Here is a 21,503-nt window from a genome sequence, read left to right on the forward strand (position 1 = left end):
CTTCGATCAAGCAAGGATACCGAAACGGCACGTCCCGATGTGCGAGAAGCTTGCGAATCCGGCATGATGGCGCAATCGCCTTGCCTTGCGAATCGGCTCGCAGCCCGGAAGGAAGCACCGCTTGGTCACACGTATCTCGTCGCCGTTCTCCGTTGTGCCGGTTTCGCCGTCGGAACGCGTGGCGCGTCTGGAGATCGGCGATACGTTCGTGGCGCGTGTCGCCAGGCAGCTTGGGCAGAACACGTTCAGGCTCTCTGCTTCCGGATTTCAGCTCGACGTGGAAAGTGCAGAGTTGCTGGCGACGGGAAGCCGGGTGCAGGTGAGCGTGCAACGCGGGAGCGACGGCCCGCGCTACCAGCTGCAGCAATTGCCGGCGGAAGAAGGGGCAGCGCAGGCTGCGCCCGGCCAGGGCCAGGCGACGGGAACAGCGCTGACGAAAACGCAGATCGCGCAGGCGGCGCAGGCCGATTTCGCGCGCGCGGCGGGGCAGCAGGTGGGGCTTGCGACGCTTTTCGCAAGCCTTTCCGCGATCCAGCAGGCGGGCGGGGCGGGCTTGCCCGCCAACGTGCAAAGCACGATCGCCGCGCTCCTGGGCCTGAGACTTCCCGGCCATCGCGGGCTTGACGGCGAGGACCTCAAGAAGGCGGCCGAACGCTCCGGCGTATTCGCGCGCAAAGGCAGCGGCGCACCGGCGGGCCTGCGCGCCGGGCTCTTGTTGTTGCGCGACACGCTTTCGGCAACCGGCCTCAAACCGCGTGCGCCGGATGCGGCCATCCCGGACCTGCCGAGCGTTGCCCGCCACCCGCGCGGGCAACCCAAGGCCGCGACGCCCTACGGCATATTCCAGGCGCTCAACGCCGGAGATAGTCCGGGCCTGATCGCGCTGCTTCTCGGCCAGACGGACGGCGCGCTTTCCCGCCTGCGGCTTTCTTCGCTCGCATCCCTCGGCGCGATGAACGACGCCGAAAGCGCGCGCGGGGCGGCGCCGCTCGATGTCGCCTTCGAACTGCCGCTCGCTTTTGGCGCAGAGACGGCGATCCTTTCCATGCAGATCGGCCGGGACGAGGCCGAAGGCGAAACGCCTGAGGATACGCACCCGGCATGGCGGCTGAGATTTGCCGTCGACCTGGACGACATCGGCGCGGTGGAAGCGATGGTCGGTCTCGATCACAAGCGGCTGTTCGTCACGCTTTGGGTGGAGCGGGCGTATACGCTGCAGCACATGCGCGGCGACGTGCAGGCCTTGCGCGAAGAGATTGCCCGGATGGGGCTGCATGTGGAGGATTTCCGGCTCGTGCACGGGCGCCCGAGCGACCCGCCGGCCCCTTCCGGCCAGCTTGTGGACACGCTGTCATGAGCGAGGAGGAGGACAGGGCCCTGCCGGCGAAAGCCGTCGCCCTGCAATACGACAACGCCGGCACGCCGAGGGTCACGGCGAAGGGCGAGGGCGAGCTCGCCGGGAAGATAATCGAGACGGCGCGCGCCCATGGCGTTCACATCGAGGAAGACCCGGTTCTGGTCGAAGCGCTTTCCATGCTGAAGCTTGACGAGGAAATTCCGCCCGAACTTTTCGAAGCGGTCGCCGCGATCATCGGCTTCATATTGCGTCAGCGCCCGGCAAGCTGAAGGCCGGGCGGCCAATTGAACGCCAAATTTGCAGGCGTCAGGCGCAAGAAGGCCTTGCAGCGAACCGCCCAACCGACTACCCAACAGCGAAAGTGATTTTCCGCGTAATCGGACCCGCGGCCGACCGCCCGCGAACAGCCGATACGCAATGCTAGACAGGATAAAGGCTCGCGATGTCGATCGTCGATACAAGGACACCCGACCCGAAGAAGTTTCTGAAAGGGGCTACCGGCGACTGGGAAATGGTCATCGGCATGGAAGTTCATGCGCAGGTGACCTCCAGATCCAAGCTCTTTTCCGGCGCCTCGACCGAGTTTGGATCCGAGCCGAACAACAATGTGAGTCTTGTCGACGCGGCGATGCCGGGCATGCTGCCCGTCATCAACGAGGAATGCGTGAAACAGGCGGTGAGAACCGGCCTTGGCCTCAAGGCCGCGATCAACCTGAAATCCGTCTTCGACCGCAAGAACTATTTCTACCCCGACTTGCCGCAGGGCTATCAGATTTCGCAGTTCAAGCAGCCGATCGTCGGCGAGGGCAAGATCTTGCTCGACATGCCCGACGAGCAGGTAGAAGTTGGCGTGGAGCGCCTGCACCTTGAACAGGATGCCGGCAAGTCGCTGCACGACCAGCACCCGACCATGTCGTTCGTGGACCTCAACCGCTCCGGCGTGGCGCTGATGGAGATCGTTTCCAAGCCCGATATCCGCTCCGCCGACGAGGCGAAGGCGTATCTGACGAAGCTGCGCATGATCCTGCGCTATCTAGGCACTTGCGACGGCAACATGGACCAGGGGTCGATGCGCGCCGACGTGAACGTTTCCGTGCGCAGGCCCGGCGGCGAATTCGGCACGCGCTGCGAGATCAAGAACGTCAACTCCATCCGCTTCGTCGGACAGGCCATCGAATACGAGGCGCGCCGGCAGATCGGCATTCTGGAGGATGGCGGCGAGATCGACCAGGAAACGCGCCTGTTCGATCCTGGCAAGGGCGAGACGCGGTCCATGCGCTCCAAGGAAGAAGCGCACGACTACCGCTATTTCCCCGATCCGGACCTGCTGCCGCTCGAATTCGACCAGGCCTACGTCGATGCGCTGGCCGAAGGCCTGCCCGAACTGCCCGACGAGAAGAAAGCCCGCTTCATCGAGCAATACGGGCTCACGCCCTATGACGCGGATATTCTGGTGATCGAGAAGGCATCCGCCGACTTCTTCGAGGAGGTGGCCAAGGGGCGCGACGCCAAGCTTTCCGCCAACTGGGTGATCAACGAGCTGTTCGGAAGGCTCAACAAGGAAGGCCTCGAGCTAGCGGACAGCCCGGTTTCGGCAGCCCAGCTTGGCGGGATCATCGACCTTGTCAAGGATGGCACGATCTCCGGCAAGATTGCCAAGGACCTCTTCGAGATCGTGTGGACGGACGGCGGGGAGCCTGCGAAACTCGTCGAGGAACGCGGCATGAAGCAGGTGACCGACCTCGGCGCGATCGAGAAGATCGTCGACGAGATTGTTGAGGCCAACCCGGAAAAGGTGGAGCAGGCGCGAAACAAGCCGGGGCTTCTGGGCTGGTTCGTAGGCCAGGTAATGAAGGCTTCCCAAGGCAAGGCCAACCCGCAGGCCGTGAACGACCTTCTGAAAAAGAAGATCGGGCTGGAATAATTCGGCAGACTGGGCGGTAGAGGGCATGAGCGCGGTCACCATCGAACCGGCCCGGGAAGCGGACCTTGCCGCGATCATCGCGCTCATGAACGCAGGCGCCGTCGGCGTGCGGGTCGGAGCGGAAAGCGACGACCTTACGCCTTATCTCGCCGCGTTCCGGCGGATCGCGGAAAGCCCGGATGCGCAAATTCATGTAGCGCGGGAAGAGGACGGAGCGGTGGCCGGCGCATTCACGCTGACGTTCGTGGATGGGCTCGCGTTTCGTGGCAAGCCCCGTGCCCAGATCGAGAGCATGCACGTTCGCGAAGACCTTCGCAGCCGTGGCATCGGACGCAAGATGCTGGAATTCGCGATCGAAAAGGCGCGCGAGCGCGGCTGCTGCATGGTCCAACTGACGTCGAACAGGGAGCGGGAGGCCGCGCACCGTTTCTATGAGCGCCACGGTTTCGTGCCGAGCCATGTCGGCTTCAAGCTGATGCTGTAAAATTCCGCGGGTAGCGCCTTTCAGTTCTAAGCACTTAACCTATCGTTCCGTTCTGCCGATGAATGCATTCGCATCGACAGGAGTTGATTGCGCGTGATCGATATTGACCCTAGTTGATGAACGAACGCCCGCCCGGGTGATATTCTGTTTCACCGGGTGTGGCCGGTTATCCGTTTTCAAATCGAGGACCAGCGCATGACCGTAACCCAGACCAAGCCGATCGAACTTCACTACTGGCCGACGCCCAACGGCTGGAAGATTTCGATCATGCTGGAGGAACTTGGCGTCCCTTACGATCTAAAGCTCGTCAACATCGGCGCCGGCGACCAGTTCAAGGAAGAGTTCCTGGCGATCGCTCCGAACAACCGCATGCCGGCGATCGTAGATCCTGAAGGGCCGGGTGGCGAGCCGATCTCGGTGTTCGAGTCCGGTGCGATCCTGCAGTACCTTGGTCGCAAGTTCGGCAAGTTCTACCCCGCCGACGAGCGCAAGCGCGTCGAGGTGGAGGAATGGCTGATGTGGCAGATGGGCGGCTTTGGCCCGATGCTCGGCCAGAACCACCATTTCCGCATCTATGCGCCGGAAAAGCTTCCGTACGCCATGGACCGCTATCTCAACGAGGCGCATCGCCTCTATGGAGTGCTCAACAAGCGCCTTGAGGGCCGCGAGTATGTGGCCGGAGAATATTCGATCGCCGATATGGCGATCGTCGGCTGGGCGAAGCTCTGGGAGCGCCAGGGCATGGATATCGACAAGGATTTCCCGAACGTGAAGCGCTGGCTCGAGACGCTCTATGCCCGCCCCGCGGTCGAGCGCGGCCTTGCCGTGGGCAAGGAAGAGCGCGAGAAGATCAACATCGCCGCCGACAAGAATGTCCAGTCGGTTCTTTTCGGCCAGCGCGCGAGCTGATCTCGCCGCAAGACTTCTGAAAAAAAGAGCCCCGCGTCCCGATGAGGCGCGGGGCTTTTGCGTGTCTGTGTTCTATTCCGGGAAAGATTACTTCACGCGGCTCCAGGTCTCGCCCTTGCAGATGAGACCGCCGAGGACGCAGCCTTCCAGCTTCATCTTCGAGTTGCCGTCAAGCGTGATGTAGCCGGTGTAGGTCTTGCCGTCTTCCGCGTTATAGACCTTGCCCTTCCAGGTGTCCGTCTTGCCCGTCGGCTTCATGCCGAGAACGATCTGCGTGCCAAGCAGCGGGTTGCCGCGCTTGGAGGCGTCCGGATTGTTGACGTCGTTGCGCGGCTCCTTCAGCCAGATGATCTTGCCGCAAAGCGCATTGCCGCACGATGAAATCTGGATCTGCGACGATCCGCTGGGCCGTGCCCAGATGCCCGTGGCGTCGGCGGCAAAAGCCTGCGGAACCGACAATGCGATTGTTGCGAATGCCGTGGCCGCGATAGCCAATGACTTGATCAAGCGGCATGCGCCGAATTCGAACTTCATGAAAACTCCTCCCAGTGGCAGGCTCATTGCTGCCTGACCTTTACGCAAACGTCACATTAGATAATGGGTGTCGAACTTTAAAGTCGTGCCGTTACGACACATGAGGGCAATGCGATAAAAAGTGATCGAATAGGGCGGTCGGACACGCCATTCCGGCATGAAAATTCTGCGGATGGTGAACAAAAGAAAAATCCTGGGAATTGCAGTTTTCGGGTCGGTTGTTGATTCGATGGAGAATTTGAGCCTTTGTTGGTAACCGGAATCTGAAATTTACCGAAAATTTTCAGAAAATTCGGGTCTTGTTAATTTAAAAATTTAAGTAGCTGTTCAAATCCTGCGGCCAGTATTTCCCCTCGAAGGGCGACGAAAGCGTGAAGACATTGCGTCCTCTCCAGTAATTCCGGCTTTTGATTTGCCGGGGCAAAGAAGAAGGGAATGTGTCATGGCTCGTTTTGAAATAGCATCCGCCGATCTTGCGGTAATGGGCGAAAAACCCGCCAGTGCGGATATTCTGCTGCAACTAGGTCTCGACAGCGCTTGTGGAACCAACGGCGCGGAAGACCTCGTGGCTGCGCACAAGTGGTTCAACCTTGCCGCGATGAAGGGCAGCCGGGAAGCAGCGATGCGCCGTCAGGAGATCGCTTTCGAGCTTTCGCGCGAGCAGATCGCCGAAGCGCAGCGCCAGGCGCGCGAGTGGCTGAGCCTGCATTGACGGTCGACCTCGCAGGCCGCCGTCATGAAGCGGATCGTCCGCCGGTGAGGGCACTTTCCATCGCCTGCCGGTGACGTTCAATGGTGTTGCCGCGCATGCCCAGCTTTGACTTGTGCGGCCGGCGTCGAGATTCCGATGGCGCGGTTTTCACAAATTTCCGGCCCGGGCTTAAAAAAAGGGTTGGAATTCCCCGCCTTTCTCGTCTATCGAGAGGGCGACGGAGAGGTGGCCGAGTGGTCGAAGGCGCTCCCCTGCTAAGGGAGTAGACGGGGAACCGTCTCGAGGGTTCGAATCCCTTCCTCTCCGCCACTTATTTTTTCAATCTATTGATTTGTATCCAATAATTTCCCTGGCCGGATAGAGGTCCTCAGTCCGGGCAATGATCGGCACGGCTTGCGCCGAAAATCATATTCCGTCCCGCATCGCACCCTTTTACTCGCATCTCTTTGCCGATTCACGGCCCTTTCCGCCAGTTCGACAAGTCCTGAATCCGGACAGAAATACCTGCGACCATCATTGCCCAAAGCGGCATGCTCGGGGAGAATGAGACGGCAGCGCCAGCAACACGAGCAGGTCGCCCGGATGTCCGATCTCAAGCAATGGCTTTTGCGAAAGAACCTCGCCAACCTCGAAGCGGTTCTGGTCGAAAACGAAATCGACCTGGATGTCTTGTTCGATCTGACGGACGAGGATTTTCGCGAGATCGGTCTGTCTCTCGGCGCGCGCAAGAGGTTGCGCGCCGCGATCGATGCCGGAGAACCACCGGACGAGGCGCAAGCCGCGACGCCGGCGAAGGCAGGTGTGCGGGAGGCCGAACGGCGGCATCTGACGACCCTGTTCGTGGACATGGTTGGATCGACCGCATTGTCCGCGCGCTTCGATCCGGAAGACATCAGCGAGGTTTTAACCCGCTACCAGAACACGGTTGCGGGGATCGTCACGCGCTACAAAGGCCATGTCGCGAAATACATGGGCGACGGCATCCTCTGTTATTTCGGATGGCCTGTGGCGCATGAGGACGATGCGAAACGAGCCGCGCGATCGGGCCTGGACATTATCCGGGCGTTGCGTGAAATCCGCGCGCCCGACGGTGAGGCCATATCCGCGCGCGCGGGAGCGGCGACGGGGCTGGTGGTCGTTGGAGACCTCATTGGCGAGGGCGCGGCCCAGGAAGAGGCCGTGATAGGCGACACGCCCAATCTCGCCGCGCGGCTTCAGGCGCTCGCCGAGCCGGGACAGGTGGTCGTCGCGGATGCTACGAAGCTTCTGATTCAGGACAAGTTCGACGTAGAAGCGCTTGGCCGCTTCGAGATCAAAGGCATGGAAGGAGCAGTGCCTGCCTGGCGGATCGCCGGCGAACGCAGCCTCGAAAGCCGCTTTGAGGAAAGCGCTCTCGACACCGTGCTGCCGATGATCGGCCGCAACAACGAACTGGCGCTGGTCATGGAGCGGTGGAGCCGGGCGTGTACGGGCGAAGGGCAAGTTACGGTCCTTCTCGGCGAGGCGGGCATCGGAAAGTCGAGACTGACGCGGGCCGTAATCGACGAGATACGAACGCAGGACCACTACCGGGTCAACTATCACTGCTCGCCTTATCACACTGCGTCGAGTTTCTACCCGGCCATTCGCCAGCTCACCAACGCGATGGGCCTGCTCGAAACCGATACCGCGGGGCAGAAGATCGAGAAGCTGAAAGCCAATTTGCGCGCGGCCGATCCTCGTATCATAGCCGAGCTCCTGCAGATCGATGCGCCCGGTGAATACGGCCCGCTGGAGCTTTCGCCCAACCAGGTGCGCAACCGCATAATGGAGGAAACCTCGAACGAGGTCCGCGCACTTGCCCGCGAAAAGCCGGTTCTCGTCGTGGTCGAAGACGCGCACTGGAGCGATCCGTCGACGCTGGCGATGCTGGAGTCATGCCTCGACAAGATCGCTGGAGAGCGGGTGATGATCCTGATCACCGCCCGGCCGACCTTCTCTCACAGGTTCGGGGGGCACCCGATCGTATCAAAGCTGACGCTGAACCGGCTCGGCTCCGACCAGACGGCGGATGTGCTTGCAAAGATTACCGGCGGCAAGACGCTGCCCGGCGAACTGATTGCCGAGATCATCAGCCGTACCGACGGCGTTCCTTTGTTCATCGAGGAACTGACGAAGACGATCATCGAGTCCGGCGATCTGCGCGAAACGGAGGACGCATATGAACTCACCGGGCCGATCAGCCACGTAAGCATCCCCTCAACGCTGCACGATTCCCTGATGGCCCGGATCGACAGGCTGCAACCGATCAAGGAGATTGCGCAGATGGCGGCCTGTATCGGACGCAGTTTCGACCGCCCGGCTCTGGCGAAGATCGCCTGCGTGGACGACAGCATGCTCGACGATGCCCTTGCCCAGCTGGAGCACAGCGAATTGATCTTTCGCAGAGGCGCGCAGTCGGAGGCAAGCTATGTGTTCAAACATGCGCTGGTGCGCGATGTGGCCTATGAAAGCCTTTTGAAGCGCAGGCGTCAGGAAATACATCATCGGCTGGTGGATGCTTTCGAAGCCGATCCGAGCGCGCCTCCCGAGCTGTCGGCGCATCACGCGACAGAGGCCGGACTGACGGAAAAAGCCGTCCTGCTTTGGGCGGAGGCCGCGACGAATGCGCAGGCACGCCCGGCCTATGTCGAGGCCGCGAACCACCTGCGTTCAGCTCTCGATCAGGCAGCGAAGCTTCCGAAACTTGCGCATTGGCGCGAAAAGGAACTGGCGCTTCTCGTTCAGCTTGCCCAGATCCACATCGCCAAGGATGGCTACGCGTCGGTCGAGGCGTCGCAAGCCTTCGCGCACGCTCTTGAACGTATCGATGCAACAGAGAACGCCGAACTCAGGGTCGCGATCTACTATGGCACATGGATAGCTCCCTATATAGGCAATGACCTGCGGCGCGCATTCGACCTTGTTTCGCGCCTCGTGTCGGACATGGCAAGCGAACCGGATCCGATACCCCGCTTGATTTCTCGCCGCATGCGCGCGGCCACACTTATCTCGATGGGCCGTTCACCGGAAGCGTTTGAGGATCTCAGGCAAGCCTATGAACTCTACCAGTCCGCTGAAATCGTCGATTTCTCCTCGAAATTCGCTCAAGATCCCGGTGTGCAGATATGGTGCTACACCCACTTGGCGCAGTGGGTATGCGGTGACGAGGAAGGAGCGCTCGCTACCGCCGACCGGGCGCTTGCACGCGCCCGCGAACTGAAGCATGCCAACACGATCTGTTATGCCGGCTTGCACGATACCACCTTATCGATCTGGACCGGCAACGTCGCCCGAGCCCGTGACGTCAATGAAGAGATGCGCAAGCTGTCGAACGATTACGACATGAGCTTGTGGAAGAACTACGTTGCGATCCATGACGCGGTTATCGCGTGCATGTCGGATGAGAAAGACGCTCCGGCCCGGCTGGACGCGGCCCTGGAAGAGTACAAGGCGAAAGGGTGCTGGTTGTGGGTTACGCTCTACTTGGCGGAGCAGGCAAAGGCCCTGCTGCGCGCAGGCCATCCCGAAAGCGCTGAAGCGGCGCTGCGGCGAGCGTTCCGGGAGCAGGAAAAGACCGGCGAAAGCTGGACCTTGGCCGAGCTTCACCGGATCGCCGGCGAGATACGCTGTGCCGGCAACGATATCGAGGGGGCCGAAACAGCGTTCAACGAGGCCTTGTCTATTGCCAAATTCCAGGGCGCGAAGTCCCTGGAAGCGAGAGCGCTTCGGTCTGCAGATCTATTGCGCAGAGCTTGACCGGGAATGACCGGCTGCCCGAGCACGCCAGCATGCCGGTCCCGGCGCCGCAATGCGGCGATCGTCGGCGACCATTCGACTGGCACCCCAGGCGGCGACCATTTGCCGGCACGGCTTTCGCGCGGATAAAATTTCGCCTCGTCGAAGATAGCCTTGCGCGGTTGCTCTCAGCCAAGGCAGAAGAAGTTAGCCGCACCGCGCCAAACGCAGGACGCTCAGCGGCGATGCGCCCGGCTTCCGTGGAAAGTGCTCCAGATCAGGTAATATTCGAAAATGCGTTGCGGAATGCCTCCAGCGCAACTTCGGGATCGCCAGAGGCGAAGGCCTCCATGCCGACCGGACCGTCATAGCCCATTGCCCTCAGCGCCCGCGCGACGCCGGCATAATTGATCTCGCCCGTGCCCGGCTCACAGCGCCCCGGCACATCGGCCACCTGGATCTCTCCGATCCAGGGCAGGCAGGCCCGGCAGAGTTCGATCAGGTTCCCTTCGCCGATTTGAGCGTGGTAGAGGTCAAGGTTCAACCGCAGTTGCGGGCGGTCGATCGACGACACCAGCGCCAGGGTTTCCTCCGCACGGGCAAAGGGGACGCCCGCATGGTCGACAGGCAGGTTCAGGTTTTCCAGCGTGAAGATCACATCCAGTTCTTCTGCCAGGTCACAGATGCGATTGAGCGTATCGAGGGCCTTGACCCATTTGCGCGGCGTTGCGACCTCCGCCAGCACCGGGCGGCCTCCTTCGCCGAGCCCCGTGCCGTGCAAATTCAATCGTGCAACGCCGAGCCGCTTTCCCACTTCCGCTGTCTCGCGCGCTGAAGCCAGGAGCATGTCGGCGCCTTCGTCGTCCGCCAGGCGGCCCTTGAGATAGCCGTTCATGATCGAGAAGGCCGCGCCCGATCTTTCCAGCTTCTCCAGATCGTGGTCGGGCCAGTTCCAAAGGCCGACCTGAAAGCCCATCTCGTGCAGTCTGGTACAGCGCCACTCGATCGGCTTGTCCTGCCAAAGCATTTCGGCGCAGGCGCCGAGCGTGAAGGCCATGGTTCAGACCCCCGTCATTTCGGACGTCACCTCGACCGGGCGGCCTTCGGCCAGCGACCGGTTCGCTGCCTCGGCCAGCGCGAGTGCGTTGACACCGTCCTGAATGCTTGCCGGGACCGGTTTTCCTTCGACAAATGCGTCGACAAAGGCCGACCACTCGATCGAATAGGCGCGCATGTAGCGTTCGAGGAAGAAATAAACCGGTTTGGCGGACACCACCCCGGCGGATGTGGACTTCACGACGGTATTCTCGATTTCGTTTTCGGCCGCCAGCGTGCCCTTCGATCCCAGAACCTCGACCCGCTGGTCATAGCCGTAGGGCGCGCGCCGCGAATTGCGGATCGTTGCGATACGCCCGTCGTCGTAGCCCAGAACGACGACGGCGGTATCGACATCGCCCGCCGCGCCGATCTCGGGATCGACCAGGCAGGAGCCATGTGCCATGACCGTTTTCGGCAGCCCGAAGAGGAAGGAACACATATCGAAATCATGGATCATCATGTCGCGGTAAAGCCCGCCTGACACCTTGATGTAGCTGACCGGCGGCGGGGCGGGATCGTAGGAGGTGACGGCCAGAAGCTCCCCCTTGCCGATATCGCCGTTGTCCAGAGCGGCCTTGAGCGCGGCGAAATTCGGATCGAACCGGCGGTTAAAGCCCATCATCATCGGCTTGTCGTGGCTGGCGGCGATTTTCCGGATCTCGAGCGCGCGTTCGAGCGACAGGTCTATCGGCTTTTCGCAGAAGATCGCCTTGTTCGACCTCACCCCGGCCTCGATAAGGCCGGCGTGAGTGTCCGTGGACGAGGCGATGAGGATCGCGTCAATGGAACGGTCGGCGAAAATGTCTTCCGCGGAGCGGGCTTCGATGCCGTGCTCGCGCGCGAGCGCATCCGCGGCTTCGCTCACCACGTCGGTGACGGCTACGAGATCCGAGCGGGGATCCGTCTTGATCGAAGCGGCGTGAACCTTGCCGATGCGACCCGCGCCGAAGAGTGCGACTTTCATGGGGGTGTTCCTTTCAAAGAGTAATGCGGCGGCCCTCCCGGGCCGAAATGTCGATGGCGTGGATCACACGTTCGATGCCGAGCGCGTCGGTGAAATCGGGGAAAACATCCTGCCCGCCGGCGATCGCGCGGAGGAACGCTGCGACCTCGATGGTCTTGAGGTCGCCGAAGCCGAGTTGATGGCCCGGCGCGGGACAGAACATGCCGTATGGCGCATGCTCCGGCCCGGTCAGTATGGTGCGGAAACCCTGTTCGGCACGGGGGCCGTCATTGACGTAAAATTGCAGCTCGTTGAGCCGTTCCTGGCTGAAGGAGATCATTCCCTTCGTGCCGTGCACCTCCCAGTCGAGCTTGTTTTTGCGCCCCCAGGCGGAGCGTGAGGTGCAAAGCGTGCCCTGTGCGCCGCTTTCAAAGCGAACGATGGCCGAAGCGGTATCCTCGTTCTCGACGGGCGCGCGGCCCGATGCACCGGGCAGCGGGCGCGTTTCGTGGATGATCTGGATGTCGGCGATGAGGCTTGACACCTGGCCCATCAGCACATGAGCCATCGAAACCAGATGGCAGCCGAGATCGCCAAGCGTGCCGAGGCCTGCTTCCGAGCGCTTTGCCCGCCAGGTCCAAGGCAGTTCCGGGTCCGCCTGATAGTCCTCATCCACCCAGCCGCGGTAATGCACGGGGCGTCCGATCATGCCGTCGGCGATAAGCTTGCGGGCGTGAGAAACGGCGGGATTGTGGATGTAATTGTAGCCGACAATCGTCCGTACACCGGCCGCCCGTGCAGCGGTTTCCATCTCCTCTGCCTGTTCCAGGGTCAGAGCCAGCGGCTTTTCGCAATGCACATGCTTTCCCGCCGCCAGGGCGGCAAGCGCCATCTCGCGGTGCAGCGCATTGGGTGTCGTGATCGAGACGATATCTACGGCGGGATCCCCAATGAGATCGTGCCACCGGTCCGTCGATCTGGCGAAGCCGAACTGACGCGCCATGGATTGCGCCCTTTCGGCCGGAGTGTCGCAAAGTACTTCAAGGCTTACATCGGGCAGGTCGCCGAACACCGCGCCTGCCGCACGATAGGCAAGGGCGTGCGCCTTACCCATGAAGCCTGTACCGATGAGCCCTAGGCCGAGCGCCATGATTACCCCTCGTATGGAATATTTATTCCAATTTGGTGATGAACCGCTATTGTGCTTCTGTCAAGGCTGGAGATGCACATGAGCGAACGAACTTCAAACCGGGCCGTGCCGGGCAGCGTGTCGGAGTTGCTTGAGAAACTGGATGGCACGATCGACGACCTGCCCAAGAGATTGAAGCAATGCGCCAGCTTCACCCGAAAGCATCTGCATCTGATCGCGGTGTCCACCGTTTCGGAAATGGCAAGGGCCAGCGGCGTGGCGCCTTCTGTTTACATGAGGTTCTGCCAGGCGCTCGGCTTTTCCGGCTATTCGGAGATGCAGGGCCTTTTCAGGGCTCGCTACACCGAGTTCCGTCCGAACTATGAAGAGCGCCTTGCGAAGCTTCACGAGGAGGGGGCGGTCGGCACCGGCCGATTGCTGGCGGATTTCGCGGAGTCTGGGCACAAGTCGCTGATATCGCTTGCAAACACAGTTACGAACGAAGGGCTGGATTGTATTGCGCGCGGCATGGCCTCGGCGCGCGTCGTGCATCTGGTCGGCCTTCGCCGCGCCTTCACTGTCGTGAGCAGCATGTCGTATCTCTTTGACAAACTCGGCGTTCCGGCAAATCTGCACTATGGCGTAGGCATGCTGAATGCCGCCGGGACAATCTTTCCGGGAGACGTGCTCTTTGCCGTCACGTATGCGCCGTTCTCCGAAGAAACGGTTCAGCTTGCGGAGACTGTGGCCAAGCGAGGGATCACGGTCTTCGGGCTTACCGACTCCGATCGTTGTCCTGTCGCGGAATGGGCCAGTGCAATGCTGATCGCGCGGGAGGATGAAGTGGCCGGATTCCGCGCTTTGAATGCTTCGATCACCCTGACAACGACGCTGGCGGTCGCCGTCCGGGCCTTGCAGGAGCGGAGTTGACACGCCGGGTAATTTACCGTAATCGGAATAAATATTCCATTCGCCAATTCGGCGCTGGAGTAAATGCCCGGCAAAAGCCGGGTTTTCCAAGGGGGAGTGATCCCGCTGAGGTTCAAGGGAGGAAACATGTCCAAATTTCTCAAGACCGCTGCCTTCGTGGCGGCGATGACGTTCACCGCGCCTGCTTTTGCGCAGGATATTCTTGTCGTCGCGCACGGTCAGGCCAACGACCCGTTCTGGTCGGTCGTGAAGAACGGCGTCGATGCGGCGGCGAAGGACACGGGCGCGAACGTCGAGTTCCGTTCGCCGGAAACCTTCGACATGGTGCAGATGAGCCAGATGATCGATGCGGCGGTGAACCAGGAGCCCGACGGGCTTGTCGTGTCTATTCCCGACGCCGATGCGCTCGGCCCGTCGATCGAGCGTGCCGTCGCGGCCGGCATCCCGGTGATTTCGATGAATTCGGGTTCGGACGTTTCGAAAAAGCTGGGCGCTCTGCTGCACGTCGGCCAGGATGAATTCACGGCAGGCAAGGCTGCCGGCGCCAAGCTGGCCGAGATGGGCGGCTCCAACGCGATTTGCGTTAACCAGGAAGTCGGAAACGTGGCGCTCGACCTGCGCTGCGAGGGCTTTGCCGCAGGCTTCGGCGGGACCGTCGAGGTTCTTCCGACGTCCAACGATCCGGCCGAGGTCGAGGCAAAGATCCGTGCCGCGCTCGATTCCAACCCCGATATCGATACGGTCATGGGCCTTGGAGCGAGCACGGTGGGTGAGCCGGCCGTTGCGGCTGTGGAGGCCGTCGGGCGTGCCGGCGACGTGAATGTCGCCACCTTCGACATGTCCGCGAGCTTCCTGCAGTCGGTCGTGGACGGCAAGGCGGCCTTCGCCATCGATCAGCAGCAGTTCCTGCAAGGCTATCTGCCGGTCGTCTTCCTCGCTCTGAACGCCAAGTACGGCCTCATCCCGGGTGGCGATGTGCCGTCAGGTCCGAACCTGATCACCGCCGACAAGGCCGGTCAGGTGATCGAGCTTTCGGCGCAGGGAATTCGCTAAACCGCGACGCCTTCGTTGCGAAAAGGGGCCGTGGTGTGTGACCGCGCCACGGCCTTTCTGCATCAGCGTGTCAAGGGAGGGAACCAATGTCGGACAGTGCGTCTCAATCTGCCGTCGACGAACGTCTCAAGAACGAGAGCTTCGGCGCTCGCCTGATGAAGCGTCCGGAACTGGGCGCCATCGCAGGGGTTATTCTCGTCACGATTTTCTTTCTGGCGACTGCCGATCCCGCGATGTTCACGCTGTCTGGCGTGGTCAACTTCATGACACCCGCAGCGCAGCTCGGAATTCTGGCTATCGGTGCCGCGCTCCTGATGATCGGCGGAGAGTTCGATCTCTCCATCGGCTCGATGGTGGCATTCGCCGGCCTGTTCTTCGCAGCGGCCACCGTGACCATGGGTTTGCCGCTAAGCATCGCGATCCCGGCGACTTTCGTTTTCGCAGCGCTAATGGGGTCCCTGAACGGCTTTATCGTCATCCGCTCCGGCCTGCCGTCGTTCATCGTGACGCTGGCGTTCCTGTTCATTCTGCGTGGCCTGTCGCTTGTGGGATTGAAGCTTGCTACCGGCGGTTCGACCCAGCTTCGCGGCGTGCGCGAAGCGGTTGAGGATGACTGGCTCGCTCCCTTCTTTTCGGGGGATGCTTTCAGCGGATTATTTGCCTGGCTGGCGAAGAACGGTCTGATCGAGACCTTCAAGAGCGGCACGCCGAAGGTGCCGGGTTTCCCGGTCGAGATCATCTGGTTCCTGATCATCGCCATCCTTGCCACCTGGGTTCTGCTGCGCACGCCCGTCGGCAACTGGATATTCGCCGCAGGCGGCGACCCCAATGCCGCCACCAATTCCGGCGTGCCGGTGCGCAAGGTCAAGATCTCGCTCTTCATGGTCACGGCCTGCTGCGCCGCACTCGTGGCGATCATCACGGTGATGGATGCCGGGTCCACGGACGCACGCCGCGGTTTTCAGAAAGAATTCGAGGCCATCATCGCCGCGGTTATCGGCGGCTGCCTCCTGACGGGCGGCTATGGCTCCGCGATCGGCGCTTTTTTCGGGGCGACCATCTTCGGGATGGTGGTCATCGGCCTGACCTATACCTCTTTCGACCAGGACTGGTTCCAGGTTTTCCTGGGCGGAATGCTGCTGATCGCCGTTCTTTTCAACAATGCGATCCGCAAGCGCGTGACGGGGGAGCGTTGAGATGACCGAGGATACCAAATTCCACCACGGCGATGTGCCCGAACACGCGCCCATCGTCGAGATGAGGGATATCGAGAAGCACTTCGGCAACATCATCGCGCTCGCGGGTGTCAGCTTCGATGTGAAGCCCGGCGAATGCCACTGCCTTCTCGGTGACAACGGCGCCGGCAAGTCCACCTTCATCAAGACCATGTCCGGCGTGCACAAGCCGACGAAGGGCGAGATCTACTTCGAAGGCAGGCCCATGTCCTTCGACAGCCCACGCGATGCGATGGAAGCCGGGATCGCGACGGTGTTTCAGGATCTCGCCATGATCCCGCTCATGAGCGTGACGCGGAATTTCTTCATGGGGCGCGAACCCACAAAGGGCAGCGGCCCGCTGAAGCGGCTGGACATCGAAAAGATGAACGCGACGACCATGGAGGAGATGCGCCGCCTGGGCATCAACCTGCGGGCCCCCGACCAGGCGGTCGGGACGCTTTCGGGCGGTGAACGGCAGACGGTGGCGATCGCGCGCGCCGTGCATTTCGGCGCCAAGGTCCTTATTCTCGACGAGCCGACCTCGGCGCTTGGCGTCCGCCAGACATCGAACGTGCTGGCAACAATCGACAAGGTGCGCAAACAGGGGGTGGGCGTCGTCTTCATCAGCCATAACGTGCGCCATGCCCTAGCCGTGGGAGACCGGTTCACCGTCTTGAACCGGGGCAAGACGCTCGGCACCGCGACGCGGGGCGAGATATCGCCCGAGGAGTTGCAGGACCTGATGGCGGGCGGCCAGGAACTTGCGGAACTCGAAGGGTCGCTCGGGGGAACGGTTTGATGCCGAAAACCCTCGATCTCATCACGATCGGTCGAAGCTCCGTGGACCTTTACGGAGCGCAAATCGGCGGCCGCCTCGAGGACATGGGTTCCTTCGACAAGTACATCGGAGGCTCGCCTACAAACATCGCTTGCGGCACGGCGCGGCTGGGGCTGAAGTCCGCGGTCATCACCGGTGTTGGGGACGAGAGTATGGGCCGCTTCATCCGCGAACAGCTCGCGCGGGAGGGCGTCGATACCCGCGGGGTCAAAACCGACCCCGACCGCCTGACGGCGCTCGTCCTGCTCGGAATCCGTGATCAGGAGCAGTTCCCGCTGATCTTCTACCGCGAGAACTGCGCCGACATGGGCTTGACGGTCGACGACATCGACCCGGACTTCATCCGCGAGGCGCGCGCGCTCGTGGCCACCGGCACGCATTTGAGCCACCCGCAGGTGGAAACCGCCACGATCAGGGCGCTCGAAATCGCGCGCGAGGCGGGGATGCGCACCGCGCTCGACATCGACTACCGTCCGAACCTCTGGGGTGTAGCGGGCCACGGCGAGGGCGAAAGCCGGTTCGTCGCCAGCGAAAGGGTGACCGCCAAACTGCAATCGACGCTGCACCTCTTCGACCTGATCGTCGGGACCGAGGAAGAATTCCATATTGCGGGCGGCACCACCGACACGGTGGCGGCGCTACGCGCGGTGCGTGCCGTCTCGAAGGCGACACTCGTGTGCAAGCGCGGCCCGCTGGGGGCCGTGGCATTCACCAGCGACGTGGCCGACAGCCTGGACGAGGGGGAGGCCGGGCCAGGTTTCCCCATCGAGGTCTTCAACGTCCTTGGCGCGGGCGACGGCTTCATGTCCGGTCTGCTGAAGGGGTGGCTCGACGGGGAGGACTGGCCAACCGCACTCAAATACGCCAACGCCTGCGGTGCCTTCGCGGTCAGCCGACACGGCTGCACCCCTGCCTATCCGAGCTGGGAGGAGCTTCAGTTCTTCTTTCGGCGCGGCATCAAGCGGGCGGACCTGCGCAACGATGTGGAACTCGAACAGATCCACTGGGCGACGAACCGCAAGGGTGACTGGTCGACGATGCGGGTCTTCGCCTTCGACCACCGTGCTCAATTGGAGGAACTGGACGGCGCGACGAACGAAAAGATCGGCCGATTCAAGGAGCTGTGCCTCGCCGCCGCGCTCGACGTCCAGGACGGCAGGGCGGGCTATGGCGTCCTTTGCGACGGCAGGCTTGGCCGTGATGCTCTCTACAAGGCCACCGGTACGGGCCTGTGGATTGGCCGCCCGGTCGAATGGCCGGGCTCCAGGCCGCTGACGCTCGAACCCCAGATCGGGCCCGATTATGGTCGGCTCAGGGAGTGGCCGCGCGACAACGTGGTGAAATGCCTCTGTTTCTGTCATCCAGACGACGGGGCGGACATGTGGGAAGCGCAGGAACAGACCGTTCTGCGTCTCTTCCACGCCGCCCGGCGAAACGACCTGGAGTTCCTGCTGGAGGTGATCCCCTCCAAATGCGGACCAGTCGATGACGAAACGAGTGCCGTGGTGATCCAGCGTTTCTACGATCTCGGCGTCTATCCCGACTGGTGGAAACTCGAGCCCTTCAGGACCGAGGCTGCCTGGCGCAAGGCCGTCGAAGCCATCGAGAAAAACGATCCGCGCACCCGCGGTATCGTGGTGCTGGGTCTGGAAGCGCCCGAAAGCGAACTGGCCGCCAGCTTTGCGCTCGCCGCCAGGCAGCCGCTCGTGAAGGGGTTCGCCGTCGGGCGCACGATCTTCGGTCAAACGGCGCGCGACTGGATGAGCGGCAAGATCGCCGATGAAGAGGCCGTCCGCACGATGGCAGACAATTACACGCGGCTGTGCCGCATTTGGGATGAAGCCCGCTCCAGGGCATCAGGGGAACGCGCATGAGCAAGACGATCCGCCTCACCGCCGCACAAGCCCTCGTGAAGTGGCTTTCCGTGCAGATGAACGAGGACGGCGCACGTTTCATAGAAGGGGTCTGGGCGATTTTCGGACACGGCAATGTCGCCGGGCTTGGAGAAGCGCTTCACGGGATCGGCGATGCGCTTCCGACATGGCGGGGGCAGAACGAGCAGACCATGGCGCACGCCGCCATCGCTTTCGCCAAGGCGTCGAAGCGCCGCCGCGCAATGGCGGTTACGTCCTCCATCGGCCCCGGCGCGACCAACATGGTCACCGCCGCCGCACTTGCCCATGCGAACCGGCTGCCGGTTCTCCTGATCCCGGGCGACGTCTTTGCAAACCGCGCCCCCGATCCGGTGCTTCAGCAGATCGAGGATTTCGACGACGGGACCGTCAGCGTCAACGACTGCTTTCGGCCGGTCTCGCGCTATTTCGACCGGATTTCCCGTCCCGAACAGCTGCTGAGCGCGCTTCCGCGCGCGCTGCAGACCATGACGGACCCGGCGAAATGCGGCCCCGTTACGCTTGCCTTCTGTCAGGACGTGCAAGCAGAAGCATATGACTATCCCGAAAGCTTCTTCGAACCAACGATATGGCGGGTCCGCCGGCCCGAGCCGGACAAGGCGGAACTCGATGCCGTGGTTGCAGCACTGAAAGCCGCCGAGCGGCCGGTCATCGTCGCCGGCGGCGGGGTTATTTATTCTTCCGCCGAGCAAACGCTGCTCGACTTTGCGAAGAAACACAATATTCCGTTGACCGAGACCCAGGCCGGCAAAGGCGCCGTCGACTGGGAAGAGGGGGTGAACCTCGGCTCTGCCGGCGTCACTGGCGGCGAAGCGGCGAATGTCGCTCTCGCTCAGGCCGACCTGATCCTCGGCGTCGGTACCCGCTTCCAGGATTTCACGACCGGATCCTGGACCGTCTTCGCCAACCCCGGACGCAAGCTCGTCTCGATCAACGTCACCGGCTACGACGCGGCCAAGCATGGCGCGCTTCCTCTTGTAGCCGACGCGAAGGTGGCGCTCGAAAGGATCGAGGCGATGCTTGGCGATAAGAGCTGGCCCGAACGGGATGCCGATGCTCGCGCCGCATGGTACGAGACGACCGACGCCGTGATGGCCGCGCCCAACCGACAGGGCCTGCCCAGCGATGCCCAAGTGATCGGTGCCGTGCAGCGGCAGGCAACGCCCGACACGGTGGCGATGTGCGCCGCGGGTACGATGCCCGGGGCGCTTCATACGCTTTGGCGATCCAGCCAGGGCGGATACCACATGGAATACGGCTATTCCTGCATGGGCTACGAAATCGCCGGCGCAATGGGGATCAAGCTCGCGAGGCCGGAAGCAGAAGTCGTCTGCTTCGTCGGTGACGGTAGCTACATGATGGCCAATTCCGAACTGGCGACGGCTGTCATGCGCCGGGTGCCGTTTACCATCGTTCTCACCGATAACCGCGGTTACGGCTGCATCAACCGGTTGCAAATGGCGACGGGCGGGGCGGAATTCAACAACCTCTACGCCTCGGCGAACGTCGAAGTGCAGCCGGATATCAACTTCGTGGCGCACGCCGCCGCCATGGGCGCGCATGCGGTCAAGGCTGCCGATATCGCCGATCTCGAAGTGAAAATCGGAGAGGCGCGGGGCAGGGACATTCCCTCCGTCATTGTTATCGACACCGACCCCTATCCCGGTACCGGCGCAGGCGGGCACTGGTGGGATGTGGCGGTGCCGGAAGTCTCCGACCGCGCCGAGGTGCGGGAAGCGCGGGCGAACTACGTCAAACACACCGCGCTCCAGCGCGTCGACTGAGGAACATCGAGAATGAGTGTGAAGATCGGCATCTCGCCCATCGCCTGGCAGAACGACGATCTGCCGGACCTTACAGCCGACTACACGATGGAGCAGGCGCTGAGCGAGGCGCGCGACATCGGCTATACCGGCGTTGAGCGCGGCCGGCGAATGCCGCACGAAACCGAAGCTCTCAAGGCCTATCTTGAGAAGTACGACATCGCGCTTTGCGGTGGATGGTGCTCGGGCAACCTTCTCGTCAACGACGTCGAGGCCGAAAAGCTGGCAGTGCGTCAGCAGGTTCAGCAGTTCGCCGCACTTGATGCGCCCTGCATCGTCTACGCCGAATGTTCAAACACCGTGCAGGGCGACATCGGCACGCCCGTCAACAGCCGACCGAAGCTTGGCCGCGATGAGGTGAAAGCCTATGGGCGGAAGCTTGGGGAGTTGGCGAAATGGATGGCGGACGAGGGCGTGCCGCTTGCCTATCACCACCACATGGGTTCCTTCATCGAGGATCAGGAAGATGTTGATTGGCTGATGGAGTTCACGCCGCAGGAAGTGCATCTGCTTTACGATACCGGACACCTGTGGTTCGGCGGCGGCGATGTGATCGGCACCCTCAGGAAGTGGCGCGAGCGGGTTCTGCATGTTCATTTCAAGGATGTGCGACCGGACGTGATCCGTGACATCCGCGACAATGACAAGAGCTTCCTTGATGCGGTGGTCGCCGGCGCGTTCACCGTGCCGGGCGACGGTATCATCGACTTCCAGGCCGTGGCGGACGAACTCAAGGCCATGAACTATTCGGGCTGGATCGTCGTCGAGGCGGAACAGGATCCCGCGAAAGCGCCGCCATACGATTACTCGAAAATGGGCTACGACCACATTGTCGAGATCTGTGCGCGATCCGGCCTGACCATCGACGACCGCCCCTGACCTG

18 protein-coding genes and 1 tRNA gene are annotated in these 21,503 nt (G+C 62.1%); 15 read left to right on the forward strand and 4 right to left on the reverse strand.

Annotation, left to right across the window (positions count from 1 at the left end; translation table 11 throughout):
• Positions 1–121: 121 nt before the first annotated feature.
• The 5 genes from fliK (at position 122) to GR183_RS04685 (ending at position 4,674) form a co-directional block, all read left to right on the forward strand.
• Entirely contained in the window at positions 122–1,357 is a 1,236-nt protein-coding gene (fliK, locus tag GR183_RS04665; protein ID WP_160774437.1) for a flagellar hook-length control protein FliK, read from the forward strand.
• Positions 1,354–1,626: an EscU/YscU/HrcU family type III secretion system export apparatus switch protein gene (locus GR183_RS04670; protein ID WP_160774438.1), complete on the forward strand. Its 273-nt coding sequence runs from the start codon at positions 1,354–1,356 to the stop codon at positions 1,624–1,626. The genes fliK and GR183_RS04670 overlap by 4 nt, the downstream gene beginning before the upstream one ends.
• Before the next feature lie 173 nt (positions 1,627–1,799).
• Positions 1,800–3,281 (forward strand): Asp-tRNA(Asn)/Glu-tRNA(Gln) amidotransferase subunit GatB, encoded by a 1,482-nt coding sequence (gene gatB / locus GR183_RS04675; protein ID WP_160774439.1) that lies wholly within the window; start codon positions 1,800–1,802, stop codon positions 3,279–3,281.
• 25 nt (positions 3,282–3,306) lie between these two features.
• Positions 3,307–3,765 carry a GNAT family N-acetyltransferase gene (locus GR183_RS04680; protein WP_160774440.1) on the forward strand — a complete coding sequence of 153 codons (459 nt, stop codon included), beginning with the start codon at positions 3,307–3,309 and terminating at the stop codon, positions 3,763–3,765.
• Between the two features lie 195 nt (positions 3,766–3,960).
• Positions 3,961–4,674, forward strand: a complete 714-nt coding sequence (locus GR183_RS04685; RefSeq protein WP_160774441.1) for a glutathione S-transferase N-terminal domain-containing protein — start codon at positions 3,961–3,963, stop codon at positions 4,672–4,674.
• A gap of 87 nt (positions 4,675–4,761) precedes the next feature.
• Here the strand turns inward: GR183_RS04685 and GR183_RS04690 are convergent, their stop codons facing one another.
• Entirely contained in the window at positions 4,762–5,208 is a 447-nt protein-coding gene (locus GR183_RS04690; RefSeq protein ID WP_160774442.1) for a DUF2147 domain-containing protein, read from the reverse strand.
• Positions 5,209–5,650: 442 nt separating this feature from the next.
• Between GR183_RS04690 and GR183_RS04695 the strand changes: the two genes are divergently transcribed.
• The 3 genes from GR183_RS04695 (at position 5,651) to GR183_RS04705 (ending at position 9,697) form a co-directional block, all read left to right on the forward strand.
• Positions 5,651–5,920 (forward strand): hypothetical protein, encoded by a 270-nt coding sequence (locus tag GR183_RS04695; protein WP_160774443.1) that lies wholly within the window; start codon positions 5,651–5,653, stop codon positions 5,918–5,920.
• A 219-nt stretch (positions 5,921–6,139) separates the two neighbouring features.
• Positions 6,140–6,229 (forward strand) — tRNA-Ser (locus tag GR183_RS04700).
• A 273-nt stretch (positions 6,230–6,502) separates the two neighbouring features.
• Positions 6,503–9,697, forward strand: a complete 3,195-nt coding sequence (locus tag GR183_RS04705) for an ATP-binding protein (protein ID WP_208999751.1) — start codon at positions 6,503–6,505, stop codon at positions 9,695–9,697.
• 256 nt (positions 9,698–9,953) lie between these two features.
• On the opposite strand, the gene GR183_RS04710 is transcribed toward GR183_RS04705, so the two are convergent.
• Genes GR183_RS04710 through GR183_RS04720 form a run of 3 tightly spaced genes read right to left on the reverse strand, consistent with a single transcriptional unit; the run spans position 9,954 to position 12,867 of the window.
• A complete protein-coding gene (locus GR183_RS04710) occupies positions 9,954–10,733 on the reverse strand; it encodes a TIM barrel protein (RefSeq protein WP_160774445.1) in 780 nt (259 codons plus the stop codon).
• A gap of 3 nt (positions 10,734–10,736) precedes the next feature.
• Complete coding sequence (iolG, locus tag GR183_RS04715; RefSeq protein ID WP_160774446.1) at positions 10,737–11,738, reverse strand: inositol 2-dehydrogenase; 1,002 nt, start codon at positions 11,736–11,738, stop codon at positions 10,737–10,739.
• A gap of 13 nt (positions 11,739–11,751) precedes the next feature.
• A complete protein-coding gene (locus tag GR183_RS04720; protein ID WP_160774447.1) occupies positions 11,752–12,867 on the reverse strand; it encodes a Gfo/Idh/MocA family protein in 1,116 nt (371 codons plus the stop codon).
• 78 nt (positions 12,868–12,945) lie between these two features.
• Here GR183_RS04720 and GR183_RS04725 point away from each other — a divergent pair, with 78 nt between their 5' ends.
• From GR183_RS04725 to iolE, 7 genes are all read left to right on the forward strand, one after another.
• A complete protein-coding gene (locus GR183_RS04725; RefSeq protein WP_160774448.1) occupies positions 12,946–13,776 on the forward strand; it encodes a MurR/RpiR family transcriptional regulator in 831 nt (276 codons plus the stop codon).
• A 126-nt stretch (positions 13,777–13,902) separates the two neighbouring features.
• Positions 13,903–14,829, forward strand: coding sequence for a sugar ABC transporter substrate-binding protein (locus GR183_RS04730; protein ID WP_160774449.1), 927 nt, complete (start codon positions 13,903–13,905; stop codon positions 14,827–14,829).
• A gap of 86 nt (positions 14,830–14,915) precedes the next feature.
• The gene (locus tag GR183_RS04735) at positions 14,916–16,025 is read left to right on the forward strand and encodes an ABC transporter permease (RefSeq protein WP_160774450.1); all 1,110 of its coding nucleotides are present in this window, start codon (positions 14,916–14,918) and stop codon (positions 16,023–16,025) included.
• A 61-nt stretch (positions 16,026–16,086) separates the two neighbouring features.
• A complete protein-coding gene (locus tag GR183_RS04740; RefSeq protein WP_244313635.1) occupies positions 16,087–16,845 on the forward strand; it encodes an ATP-binding cassette domain-containing protein in 759 nt (252 codons plus the stop codon).
• Positions 16,845–18,758, forward strand: coding sequence for a bifunctional 5-dehydro-2-deoxygluconokinase/5-dehydro-2-deoxyphosphogluconate aldolase (locus tag GR183_RS04745; RefSeq protein ID WP_160774452.1), 1,914 nt, complete (start codon positions 16,845–16,847; stop codon positions 18,756–18,758). The genes GR183_RS04740 and GR183_RS04745 overlap by 1 nt, the downstream gene beginning before the upstream one ends.
• Positions 18,755–20,581, forward strand: coding sequence for a 3D-(3,5/4)-trihydroxycyclohexane-1,2-dione acylhydrolase (decyclizing) (gene iolD, locus GR183_RS04750; protein ID WP_160774453.1), 1,827 nt, complete (start codon positions 18,755–18,757; stop codon positions 20,579–20,581). The genes GR183_RS04745 and iolD overlap by 4 nt, the downstream gene beginning before the upstream one ends.
• Positions 20,582–20,593: 12 nt before the next feature.
• Positions 20,594–21,499, forward strand: coding sequence for a myo-inosose-2 dehydratase (gene iolE / locus GR183_RS04755; protein WP_160774454.1), 906 nt, complete (start codon positions 20,594–20,596; stop codon positions 21,497–21,499).
• The last annotated feature ends 4 nt before the right edge of the window (positions 21,500–21,503 follow it).

The organism is Stappia sediminis (assembly GCF_009826895.1).
GTDB classification, from domain to species: Bacteria; Pseudomonadota; Alphaproteobacteria; order Rhizobiales; family Stappiaceae; genus Hongsoonwoonella; species Hongsoonwoonella sediminis.